Annotated in this window: 9 protein-coding genes; all 9 read left to right on the top strand. The window is 30.1% G+C overall.

Going from position 1 to position 12,861, the window contains the following annotated elements; translation table 11 throughout:
• Positions 1 to 13 precede the first annotated feature (13 nt).
• The 9 genes from dxr (at position 14) to infB (ending at position 12,854) form a co-directional block, all read left to right on the top strand.
• Positions 14 to 1,171, top strand: coding sequence for a 1-deoxy-D-xylulose-5-phosphate reductoisomerase (gene dxr / locus ACYUDJ_RS11605; protein ID WP_003484877.1), 1,158 nt, complete (start codon positions 14 to 16; stop codon positions 1,169 to 1,171).
• A gap of 44 nt (positions 1,172 to 1,215) precedes the next feature.
• A complete protein-coding gene (gene rseP / locus ACYUDJ_RS11600; RefSeq protein ID WP_003484878.1) occupies positions 1,216 to 2,226 on the top strand; it encodes an RIP metalloprotease RseP in 1,011 nt (336 codons plus the stop codon).
• Between the two features lie 141 nt (positions 2,227 to 2,367).
• Positions 2,368 to 3,417: a flavodoxin-dependent (E)-4-hydroxy-3-methylbut-2-enyl-diphosphate synthase gene (ispG, locus tag ACYUDJ_RS11595; protein ID WP_042384710.1), complete on the top strand. Its 1,050-nt coding sequence runs from the start codon at positions 2,368 to 2,370 to the stop codon at positions 3,415 to 3,417.
• 278 nt (positions 3,418 to 3,695) lie between these two features.
• Positions 3,696 to 7,994, top strand: coding sequence for a PolC-type DNA polymerase III (locus ACYUDJ_RS11590; RefSeq protein ID WP_042384712.1), 4,299 nt, complete (start codon positions 3,696 to 3,698; stop codon positions 7,992 to 7,994).
• Positions 7,995 to 8,298: 304 nt separating this feature from the next.
• Positions 8,299 to 8,760, top strand: a complete 462-nt coding sequence (rimP, locus tag ACYUDJ_RS11585; RefSeq protein ID WP_003484881.1) for a ribosome maturation factor RimP — start codon at positions 8,299 to 8,301, stop codon at positions 8,758 to 8,760.
• 16 nt (positions 8,761 to 8,776) lie between these two features.
• A complete protein-coding gene (nusA, locus tag ACYUDJ_RS11580) occupies positions 8,777 to 10,141 on the top strand; it encodes a transcription termination factor NusA (protein ID WP_003484882.1) in 1,365 nt (454 codons plus the stop codon).
• Positions 10,142 to 10,193: 52 nt separating this feature from the next.
• Positions 10,194 to 10,466, top strand: coding sequence for an RNase P modulator RnpM (gene rnpM / locus ACYUDJ_RS11575; protein ID WP_003484883.1), 273 nt, complete (start codon positions 10,194 to 10,196; stop codon positions 10,464 to 10,466).
• The gene (locus ACYUDJ_RS11570) at positions 10,453 to 10,770 is read left to right on the top strand and encodes a 50S ribosomal protein L7ae-like protein (RefSeq protein WP_003484884.1); all 318 of its coding nucleotides are present in this window, start codon (positions 10,453 to 10,455) and stop codon (positions 10,768 to 10,770) included. The genes rnpM and ACYUDJ_RS11570 overlap by 14 nt, the downstream gene beginning before the upstream one ends.
• Positions 10,771 to 10,787: 17 nt before the next feature.
• Positions 10,788 to 12,854: a translation initiation factor IF-2 gene (gene infB / locus ACYUDJ_RS11565; RefSeq protein ID WP_042384714.1), complete on the top strand. Its 2,067-nt coding sequence runs from the start codon at positions 10,788 to 10,790 to the stop codon at positions 12,852 to 12,854.
• Positions 12,855 to 12,861 lie beyond the last annotated feature (7 nt).

Here is a 12,861-nt window from a genome sequence, read left to right as displayed (position 1 = left end):
GAGAGATGACATTTTGAAGAACATAACTATATTAGGAGCTACAGGTTCTATTGGAACCCAAACTTTAGATGTAATAAGAAAAGAAGAAGAAGATTTAAAATTAGTAGCTATATCCGCAAACAAAAGTTATAAAAAAGTTATAGAAATTATAAAGGAATTTAAACCGAAGTATGCGGTTTTAATGGAAGAGAATGCCTTTAAAATAGTAGAAGATTTTTGTATAGATAATAAAGTAGATACAAAAGTTTTAAAAGGTATGGAAGGGATGATATATATAAGCACCTTAGAGGAGGTAAATACAGTAGTTACCTCTGTGGTAGGAATGATAGGATTAGTTCCAACCATAAAAGCTATAGAAAGTGGAAAAGATATAGCTTTAGCTAACAAAGAAACCTTAGTAGTAGCTGGAGAACTAGTTATTAGTAAAGCTAAAGAACATAATGTAAATATATTGCCTGTAGATTCAGAACACGGAGCTATTTTTCAATGCTTAAGAGGAAATAAAAAGGAAGAAGTTAAAAATATAATAGTAACGGCTTCAGGAGGACCTTTTAGAGGTAGAAAAAAGGAAGAACTTATAGAGGTAAAACCAGAGCATGCTCTTAAACATCCTAAATGGAATATGGGAAGAAAAATATCTATAGATTCTGCCACATTAATGAATAAAGGATTAGAAGTTATAGAAGCTCATTTTTTATTTGGTGTGGATTATGAAGATATAAAAGTAGTGGTACATCCACAAAGTATAGTTCATTCTATGGTGGAATATAAAGATGGAAGTGTAATAGCACAAATGGCAACTCCAGATATGAAATTACCTATACAATATGCCTTGAATTATCCCAATAGGAAAGAAAGTCAAATAGAACCTTTAGATTTTTATAAAATATCTGATCTAACCTTTGAAAAGCCAGATATGGATACATTCTTACCATTAAAGTTAGCTTATGAAGCAGGGAAAAAAGGCGGAGTAATGCCAGCTATATTAAATGGAGCAAATGAGGTAGCTGTAGACTTATTTTTAAAGGGCAAAATAGAATTTTTACAAATAGGTGATCTATTACAAGAATGCATGAATAAATTTTATAGACCTATGGAAGCTACATTAGAGAATGTAATAAGTGTAGATAAGGAAGTTAGAGAGTATTTAGGTAAAAAATATGATATATAATAATAAAATTAATTTATAGGTACAATTTTGAGGGAGGTTAGTTAATGTATATAATAGCGGCTATTTTAGCCTTTGGCATATTAGTTTTAGTCCATGAATTTGGTCATTTTATTATGGCTAAAGCAAATGGTATAAAAGTTGAGGAATTTTCTATAGGTATGGGCCCAAAACTTATAGGAATAAAGGGGAAAGAAACAGAATATTTAATAAAACTTTTACCAATAGGTGGCTATGTAAAAATGCTAGGAGACGAAGAAAAAAGTACAGATGAAAGAGCTTTTAATAACAAATCTCCTTTAAGAAAATTAAGTGTAGTGGTGGCAGGTCCTTTTATGAATTTAGTATTAAGCGTAGTCTTATTTGCTATATTAGCGTCTCAAAGAGGATACTGGGCACCTATAGTAGAAAAAGTAGTACCAAATGGTCCAGCAGCGGTGGCAGGATTTATGCCAGGAGATAAAATAGTAAAGGTTAATGATAAAAAGATAACTACTTGGGATGATTTTGTTGCAGTTATTTATTCAGGAGATGGAACACCTTTAAATGTAAAATTCACACGAGATAATGTAGAGAACAATATTAAGTTAACTCCTATTAAAGATACTAAAGAAAATAGATATATGATAGGTATATATCCTACACTAATAGAAAATTTAAGTTTTAAAGAATCTGTAAAACAGGGATTTACACAAACAGGATCCTTAGTAAAACAAACTGTTGGATTTTTTAAAACCCTATTCCAAGGAAAGGTTTCTAAAAATGATGTAGGAGGACCATTAACTATAATTAAAGTTTCAGGAAAAGTAGCTAAAGAGGGTGTAATGAGTTTAATGGCTTTTACAGCTTATATAAGCTTACAATTGGCTATATTTAATATTATACCTTTTCCAGCTTTAGATGGAGGATATATATTCTTATTTTTATTTGAAGCTATTACAGGAAAAAGAGTAGATGAAAATAAAGTAGGGTTTGTAAATTATATAGGCTTTGCTATATTAATGGGTCTGATGGTGTTAGTAACTATAAAAGATATATTATATCCTATAAAATTTTGATAAATTTAAGGTTTAAAGGGATTAAAGTAATTTTTTAAGCAAATTTCACCTGAATCTAAAGATAGATTAATAAGAAACTTTATTTAAGCCCAAAGATTGCTTGATTTTATTCAGGTGAATTTAAAGCTAGGAGATGAAACAATGATGAGAAAGCCAACTAGAAAAGTTAAAGTAGGAAGTATATATGTAGGAGGAGATTCTCCTATATCTATACAATCTATGACCAATACAGATACTAGAGATATTAAAAGTACACTAAATCAAATAAATAAGTTAGATAAAATAGGTTGCGATATAATAAGATGCGCGGTTCCAGATATGGAAGCTAGCGAAGCTTTAAAAATAATAACTAAAGAATCAAAAATTCCAGTGGTGGCAGACATACATTTTGATTATAAATTAGCTTTAGAATCTATAAAAAATGGAGTAGATGCCTTAAGAATAAATCCAGGGAATATAGGTTCTATGGAAAGAGTTAAGATGGTAGCAGAAGCCGCAAAGGAAAAGTCTATTCCTATAAGGATAGGAGTAAACTCAGGTTCATTAAAAAAAGATATATTAGATAAATATGGTAGAGTATGCCCAGAAGCATTAGTAGAAAGTGCCCTTCAGCATGTGAGCATATTAGAAAAATGCAATTTTAATGATATAGTAATATCTATAAAGTCTTCTAATGTTATGCAAATGATAGAAAGTTATAGATTAATATCAGAAAAAGTAAATTATCCTTTGCATTTAGGAGTTACAGAAGCAGGAACTACATTTAGAGGAACTATAAAATCTAGTGTAGGTATAGGTACCCTACTGGCAGAAGGTATAGGAGATACTATAAGAGTATCTATTACAGGAGATCCGCTACAAGAAATTAAAATAGGAAAAGAAATATTAAGATCTCTAGGATACGTAAATGAAGGAATAGAATTTGTATCCTGCCCAACCTGTGGGAGAACGAATATAGACTTAATATCCATAGCCGAGGAAGTAGAAAAAAGACTTTTAAACTGTAATAAAAATATTAAAGTAGCGGTAATGGGCTGTGTAGTTAACGGACCTGGAGAAGCAAGAGAGGCAGATATAGGTATAGCAGGAGGCAAAGGAGAAGGGCTTATATTCAAAAAGGGAGAGATTATAAAAAAAGTTAAAGAAGAAGATATAATAGATGAACTTATAAAAGAAATAGAAAAGATGTAATTTGTGAATGTTTTAGTTTATTTAAATTAATTTGAATTTCAACATACATAGAAGATAGAGTATAAAGAAAGTTCTTAGTTTTAGATATTAGGGTTTTAACTCTAATTTAAAGTTAGGAAATGTTTATCTAGAGGCGTAGAATTCATTCCTTTATGGATGATAGTCATTAGATAAAAATTACTTTAAATTTTAAGTTGAAATTCATTTTTTTATTTTTATAAATGTGATAATATATTTATTATGTTTTAATGGATAACATTACTCTTAGGAGGAATAATATGGAGAATACTTCAGTTAGTGATTTGCAAAAGGAAATAAATAAAGAAGAGTTTGATATAGATAAAGAAATAAAAATAGTAAGAGTTCAGTATTTTAGAAAAAAAAATAAACTAAAAATAATACTAAAATCCATTAGTAATTTTACTAAAGAAAAGGAAGATCATATAAAAAATATATTAAAGAAGAGATTCTCTATGGTGGAGGATTTTCAAATAATTTGCTATAAGGATTTATCCCATGTTACCTTAGAGGAACTTTCAAAAAAATATTGGGTAGATATAGTTAATTTAGCTTCTTCTTCTGTACCTATTGCAAGGGATTGTCTTTTAAAATCTAAAAGAGAAGTGTTAGAAGATAGTATAAATATAACCTATAATAATGAATTTTTATGTAGGTTTCTTTCAAAAAATAAATTCGAAGGTAAATTGAAATCCTATATAAGGGATATATTTGGGATAGAATGCAATATAAAATTAGAATATGATAAATCCTTTAACGAAGAGGACTACTTTAAGACTATAGAAACTATGGAAAAGTCCATGATAAAAAATGTTTTAAGTGAAATTAAATCTAAAGAAAAGAAAGTAGTTAAAAAAGAAAATTCGCCAAAGCCTAGTGAAAATGAAGGTAAGGATAATTCTATCATACTAGGAAGAAGTATAAGAGAAGATAGTATATTCATGAAAGATCTAAATGAAAATTCTGGCATAGTTGTAGTATGTGGAGATATATTTAAAAAAGAAGTTATAGAAACAAAGACCGGGAGAAAAATAGTAACTTTCTTTATAACAGATTATACTAACTCTATGACAGTTAAACTGTTTCCAAGGCCTAAGGATGCAGATAGAATAATAGAAGAAATAAAAGAAGGGATTTATTGCAAAGTTAGAGGTGAAGTAGTAAATGACCCTTATGCAAGAGAATGTGTAATAATGGCAAAGGATATAGTAAAAACTACAAAAATAGAAAAAATGGATATAGCAGAGGAAAAAAGAGTAGAACTTCATATGCACAGTCAAATGAGTGCCATGGATGGGATGACTCCAGTATCAGAATTAGTGAAAAGAGCTGCTAAATGGGGCCATAAAGCAGTGGCTATTACAGATCATGGTGTAGTTCAGGCTTATCCAGATGCAATGTCTGCAGCTAAAAAAGGTAATATAAAAGTTATATACGGAATAGAAGCTTATCTTGTAGATGATGGAGTACCTATTGTATCTAAAGCAGGGGATAAAACCATAGAGGATACTTTTGTAGTTTTTGATTTAGAAACAACAGGTTTTTCCAGTAAAAATGATAAAATAATAGAAATAGGTGCAGTAAAGATAGAAAAGGGAAAAATAGTAGATAGGTTTAGTGAATTTGTAAATCCAGAAAGGAGCATACCAGAGAAAATAACAGAACTTACAAGCATAACAGATGATATGGTAGATGATAAAGAAGCTATAGATAAAATACTTCCAAGATTTATAGAGTTTATAGGAGACTCTGTGGTGGTTGCTCATAATGCAGCCTTTGATGTATCTTTTATAAATAAAAATTGTAAAGATTTAAAAATAGAATTTAAAAATAGTGTAATGGATACGGTAACATTAAGCAGATTTTTATTCCCTGAATTAAAGAGATATAAATTAAATGTCATAGCAAAGCATTTAGGCATATCTCTAGAGAATCATCATAGGGCTGTGGATGATGCTAAAGCCACAGCAGATATCTTATTAAAGTCTTTTGAAATGTTAAAAGAAAAAGAAATAATTACCTTACATAATTTAAATAAGGAATTTTTAGGGAATATAAATATAAAAAAAGAGCCCACCTATCATTTAATAATTTTGGCTAAAAATGCAGTAGGTCTTAAAAATTTATATAAATTAGTTTCTAAATCTAATCTGGAGTATTTCTTTAAAAGACCAAGAATGGCAAAAAGCCTTATAAATGAGTATAAAGAAGGACTTATAATAGGTTCTGCCTGTGAGGCGGGTCAAATATATAAAGAAATATTAAAGGGAAAAACAAAAGAAGAATTAAAAAATATGATAGATTTTTATGATTATTTAGAGATACAACCTTTAGGTAACAATGAATTTCTTGTAAAAAATGGTTCTGTAAAAGATGAGGAAGAACTTAAAGAAATAAATAAAAAAATATGTGAATTAGGGGAGTTTTATAATAAACCTGTGGTGGCCACCTGTGATGTGCATTTTTTAGATGAAGAACATGAAGTATTTAGAAGAATATTAATGTCAGGTCAAGGTTTTAGTGATGCAGACAATCAACCACCTCTTTATTTTAGAACCACAGAGGAAATGCTTAAAGAATTTGAGTATTTAGGAGAGGAAAAGGCAAAGGAAGTAGTAATTTATAATACAAACAAGATAGCGGACATGATAGATGAAATAAAACCAATTCCAGAGGAAACTTTTCCACCTAAGATAGAGGGTGCGGAAGAAGATATAAGAAATATGACTATAAAAAAAGCTCATGATATATATGGAGATCCACTTCCTGAAATAGTAGAAAAAAGATTAACAAAGGAATTAAATTCTATAATAAATAATGGTTATGCTGTACTTTATTTGATAGCCCATAAACTAGTAGCTAAATCCTATGAAGATGGATACTTGGTAGGTTCCAGAGGATCCGTTGGATCTTCCTTTGCAGCTACTATGTCAGATATTACAGAGGTTAATGGATTACCACCTCATTATATATGTCCTAAATGTAAATATAGTGAATTCTTTACAGATGGATCTGTAGGTTCAGGAGCGGATTTAGAGGATAAGGATTGCCCAAAGTGTGGAACTAAATTAATAAAAGATGGTCATGATATACCCTTTGAAACTTTTTTAGGTTTTGAAGGAGATAAAGAACCGGATATAGATTTAAACTTTTCAGGAGAATATCAAGGGGTAGTTCATAAATATACAGAAGTTTTATTTGGAAAGGGCCATGTTTTTAAAGCAGGAACTATTGGTACTATAGCTGAAAAAACTGCCTATGGGTTTGTAAAAAAATATTTAGATGAAAAGAATATAAAAGCCAACAATGCAGAAATAGAAAGATTATCTAAGGGATGTACAGGAGTTAAAAGAACATCAGGACAACATCCAGGAGGCATTATGGTTGTACCGGCAGATAATGAAATATTTAATTTTACACCTATACAGCATCCAGCAGATGATACAGAAAGTGACGTTATAACCACCCACTTTGATTATCATTCTATAAGTGGTAGACTTTTAAAATTAGACATATTAGGTCATGACGACCCTACAGTACTTAGAATGCTTCAGGATTTAACTCAGGTAGATCCTAAAGCTGTACCCCTAGGAGATCCAAAGGTTATAAGTTTATTCACATCTACAAAGGCTCTAGGAGTTACAGAGGAAGATATAGATTGTCCTGTAGGAACCTATGGACTCCCAGAGTTTGGAACTAAATTCGTAAGACAAATGTTATTAGATACCAAACCCAAAAGTTTTGCAGAATTGGTTAGAATATCAGGATTATCCCATGGCACAGATGTATGGCTTAATAATGCTCAGTATTTTATAAAAGAGGGGTATACTACTATAAAGGATTGTATATCTACAAGGGACGATATAATGGTATATTTACTTCAAAAGGGACTGCCACCAAAGAGTGCTTTTACAATAATGGAAAAAGTAAGAAAGGGTAAAGGTCTTACAGAGGAACAGGAGGCTCTAATGAAAGAACACGATGTACCAGATTGGTATATAGAGTCCTGTAAGAAAATAAAGTATATGTTTCCTAAAGGTCATGCCGTAGCCTATGTAATGATGGCCATGAGAATAGCTTATTTTAAAGTTTATTATCCAAAGGCTTATTATACTACTTATTTTTCTGTTAGAGCAGATGACTTTGATGCAGATTTAATAGTAAAGGGAGAAGAAAAAATAAAAGAAAAAATGAATGAATTATATGCCATGGGCAATAATATAACTCAAAAGGATAAAGGACTTTTAACTATACTTGAAATATGTTATGAAATGTACAAAAGAGGTATAAAGTTTTTAAAGGTAGATCTATATAAATCTAATGCTACTAAATTTTTAATAGAAGGAGATAGTATAAGACCACCTTTAAGTGCCCTTCAAGGTGTAGGGAAAAATGCAGCTAAAAGCATAGAAGAAGCCAGATTAGAGGGAGAATTTATATCAAAAGAAGATTTAAGATTAAGAACTAAGGTTACAAAAACTGTTATAGAAACATTGGCAAATCATGGTTGCTTAAGGGGAATGCAGGAAACTAATCAAATATCTTTATTTAGTCTTTAGTTTAAAGTTAAATTTGAGCTACAGTTATAATGAAATGGATATTTTTATTAAAGAACTTTATGTTGTCAATAGTTATTTCTTTCGTTTCATAACTTTTCCTTGAAATTCATATTCTACTATGATAAAATAAAACTAGTAAAGAGCAAGACATATGTTAAAGCACAGAGTGGGTATAAACCCGCTCTTTCTATTTGTAAAAAAACGCAGCGCAAGTTGCGTTTTTAAATTAATATAAAATAATAGCTGATTATTTGGAAAAACTAAGTGTATAAAATATATTTTAAAATAGCAAGGAGGGGTTTTTATGAGTAAACATAGTTTGATTGAAAATCTTAAAAAGCAAATAGAGCCTATCGTTAAAGGTTTAAGCTATGATCTATATCATATAGAATTTGTTAAAGAAGGAAAAGAAAATTATTTAAGAATATATATAGATAGTGAAAGTGGTGTATCTTTAGAAGGCTGCGAAAAGGTAAGTAGAGCAGTTAGTGAATTATTAGATGACATAGATCCAATTCAAGAAAGCTACTATTTAGAAGTTTCTTCACCAGGAATTGACAGAGTTTTATATACAGATAAACATTTAGAAAAATATAAAGGCTATAATATAGTATTAAATTTATATTCACCTATAGATAAAAAGAAAAAATATGAAGGTGAATTAGTAGACTTCAATGAAAATGAGATAAATATAAAGGTTGAAGAAAACATAGTAATTATACCTAGGGAAAAGATATCAAAAACTACTTTAAAAGGGGAACTGTAAGGAGGTTAATAAAAAAATGAACCAGGAATTTGTTGAAGCATTAAAGGAAATAGTAAAAGAAAAGGGTATAAGTGCAGATCTTTTGTTTACAACTATAGAGGATGCTTTAGTAACAGCATATAAGAAAAACTATGCGAAACAAGGTGGATCAACTAATAATGTAAAGGTAATAATGAACAGAGAAAGTGGAGAAATAAAAGTATATGCTCAAAAGAAAGTAGTAGAGCTAGTAGAAGAGGAAATTGAGGAAATATCCTTAGAAGATGCTAAAGAAATCGATCCAAACTATGAATTAGAGGATATAATAAATATTGAAGTAACACCTAAAAAGTTTGGAAGAATAGCAGCTCAAGCAGCAAAACAAGTAGTTATACAAAGAATAAAAGAAGAAGAAAGAAGAATTGTATACAACGAATATATAGAAAAGGAAGAAGATATATTAACAGGGACAGTTTTAAGAAAGGATAAGGGAAATATCCTTATAAACGTAGGTAAGTCAGAGGCGGTTTTAGGACCAAATGAACAAATACCTGGAGAACAATTTAGATTTAATGAAAAAATAAAATTATATGTGGTAGAAGTGAAAAATACTACAAAAGGACCACAGGTTTTAATATCAAGAACTCATCCAGGATTAGTGAAAAGGTTATTTGAACTTGAAGTGCCAGAAATATATAATGGAGTAGTAGAAATAAAAAGCATAGCAAGAGAAGCAGGATCAAGAACTAAAATAGCAGTATATTCTAATGATGAAGCTGTAGATCCAATGGGTGCTTGTGTTGGACCTAAAGGTGTAAGGGTCCAAAATATAGTAAATGAGCTTAAAAATGAAAAAATAGACATAATAAAATGGAGTAAATTTCCAGATGAGCTTATATCCAATGCTTTAAGCCCAGCTAAAGTAATTGATGTAACTATAGTGGATGAAGAAAATAAAGCTGCAAGAGTTGTAGTAGATGATAGCCAATTATCTTTAGCTATAGGTAAAGAAGGTCAAAATGTTAGACTAGCAGCTAAGTTAACAGGTTGGAAAATAGACATAAAGAGCAAATCTCAAGCAGAAAAAGAAGAAATATTAAATTTATCTGAAACTAAAGATGAAGTAATCTTAGAGAATAAAGAAGATGACAAAGAGGAAAAAATAGATTTATATGAAGAAATGGATAGCATGGTTGAAGATACAAAAGAAAATATAAAAGAAGAGATAAGTGTATCTGAGAATAATCAAGAAGTAGATTCAGAGTTAGAAAAGGCTATGGAAGAAGTTTTTAATACTGAAGATAAATTAGAAAAAGATATAAATTTATTTGAAGATGATGATGAAAAACCAAGTATAGATACAGAAAAAGCTATAGAAGAAATCTTTAAAGATGAATTTTAATAGAATAAAAAAATCAAAAATAATTATATATAATAAAGCAGGTGATTAAAGGATGAAAGTTAAAAAAGTACCTTTAAGAATGTGCACAGGATGTAGCGAAATGAAACCTAAAAAAGAACTTATACGAGTTGTTAAAAACAAAGAAGGAGAGGTTTCAATAGATTTAACTGGCAAAAAAGCAGGAAGAGGAGCTTATATTTGTAAAGATATAGAATGCTTTAATAAAGCATATAAATCTAAAAGACTAGAAAGAAATCTAGAAATTAAACTAGATGAACAAGTTTATGAAAGATTAAAAGGTGAGATAGAAGATGATACCAAATAAGTTCCTACAGTTTTTAAGCTTAACTAAAAAAGCAGGACATTTAGTAGAAGGATACAACAAATGTGAAGAGGCTGTAACAAAAAAAATAGTTTATGCCGTTATAATATCTTGTGATGCTTCAGAAAATAGTAAGAATAAATTTAAAGTAAAATGTGAAAAAAATGATATACCTTTAATAGAAGGTTATAGTGAAAAAGAGCTAGGCAATGTATTAGGAAGAGACTTTATAAAAATATTAGCTGTAAAGGATGAAGGTATGGCTAATAAGTTATTAAAATTATGGAATGATAGCCAAGAGCATTAGTTTCGGGGGTGAATAATTTGGCAAAAATAAGAGTATATGAATTAGCTAAAGAATTAAACATATCAAGTAAAGAACTTATAACATTATTAGAAGAAGAATTTAGTGTAGAAGTTAAAAACCATATGAGTGCTATAGAAGATGAGGATGCAGATCTTATAAAAGAATTATTATCAGGCAAAGAAAAATCAGAAAAAACAAAGGAAGAAGATGATGAAATAGAAACTACAGGGAAAAACCAAATAAAAGAATCAACGAATAATAAAAAATCTAATAAAAGAGAAGACAAAAATGAAAAAGTTAGCACTGAAAATGCAGAAGACATGGCTATAATAACAATGACTTCTGATACTATTACAGTAAAAGAAATATCAGATAAATTAGAAAAATCCTATGCAGAAGTTATAAAAGAACTAATGCTTATGGGTGTTATGGCCTCTGTAAATCAAGAAATAAACTTTGAAATGGCTGAGAAATTAGCAGCAAAATTTGACACAGAAATTTTAAAAGAAGATGAAGATGAGGATGAGGATTTAGAAGATATATTAAAAGATAACGAAGAAGGAGAACACTTACAAAAGAGATCACCTATTATAACTGTTATGGGTCACGTTGATCACGGAAAAACCTCTTTATTAGATGCTATAAGAAAATCAAAGGTAACTTCCACAGAGGCAGGAGGAATAACACAACATATAGGTGCTTATACTGTAGAATTAAATGGAGAAGCTATAACTTTCTTAGATACTCCAGGCCACGCAGCATTTACAGCTATGAGAGCAAGAGGTGCACAAGTTACAGATATAGTTATATTAGTAGTAGCAGCAGATGATGGAATTATGCCTCAAACTCAGGAAGCTATAAGTCACTGTAAGGCAGCTAATGTTCCATTAATAGTTGCTATAAACAAAATAGATAGACCTGGTGCTAATATAGATAAAGTAAAACAGGAATTAACAGAATATGGTTTAGTAGCAGAGGACTGGGGCGGAGATACTATATGTGTTCCAGTTTCAGCTCATACAAAAGAAGGTATAGATGACCTACTAGAAATGATACTTTTATCTTCAGAAATACTTGAATTAAAAGCAAATCCAAATAGAAAAGCAAAAGGAACAGTAGTAGAAGCTAAACTTGATAAAGGAAGAGGCCCAGTAGCTACATTACTTATTCAAAATGGTACTTTGAGAGTAGGAGATTCTATAGTAGTGGGATCTACATATGGAAGAATAAGAGCTATGTTTAATGATAAAGGCAAAAATATAAAATCAGCAGGCCCTTCTACACCAGTAGAAATACTAGGTTTATCAGAAGTTCCTGAAGCAGGAGATAAATTCTACCAAGTCAAAGATGAGAAAACTGCTAGAGGTATTGCAGATAAGAGAAAAGAAAAAATAAGAGATGAATATCTACAATCTACTCATAAGGTTTCTTTAGAAGATTTATACAATCAAATACAAGAAGGAACAGTAAAGGAATTAGGATTAATTGTAAAAGCTGATGTTCAGGGTTCTGTAGAGGCTTTAAAACAATCCTTAGAAAAGCTTTCAACAGAAGAAGTAAAGGTTAGAGTTATTCATGGTGGTGTTGGAGCTATAAACGAAACAGATGTTACATTAGCTACAGCTTCTAATGGTATTATATTAGGATTTAATGTAAGACCAGACAATAATGCTACTATAGCTTCTGAAAGAGACGGAGTAGATATTAAAACATACAGAGTTATATATGATGCTATAGAAGATATAAAATCAGCTATGTTAGGTATGCTAGAACCAGAATTCAAAGAAGTAGTTATAGGTACTGCAGAGGTTAGACAGGTTTATAAAATATCTAGTGTAGGAACTATAGCAGGAGCTTATGTTCAAACAGGTAAATTAGCTAGAAATGCAGGAGCAAGAGTAATAAGAGATGGTATAGTAATATTTGAATCAGAACTTGGATCTTTAAAGAGATTTAAAGATGATGCTAAAGAAGTTGCTCAGGGATATGAATGTGGACTTAGCATAGAAAAGTTTAATGATATAAAAGAGGGCGACATAATTGAATGCTTTATCATGGAAGAGATTAAAAAGAAAACACTATAAAGTTCTC

The sequence above is a fragment of the Clostridium sp. CTA-6 genome (assembly GCF_054768115.1).
The sequence above is the reverse complement of the archived record's forward strand: the minus strand, read 5'-3'. Positions and strand labels throughout refer to the sequence as shown.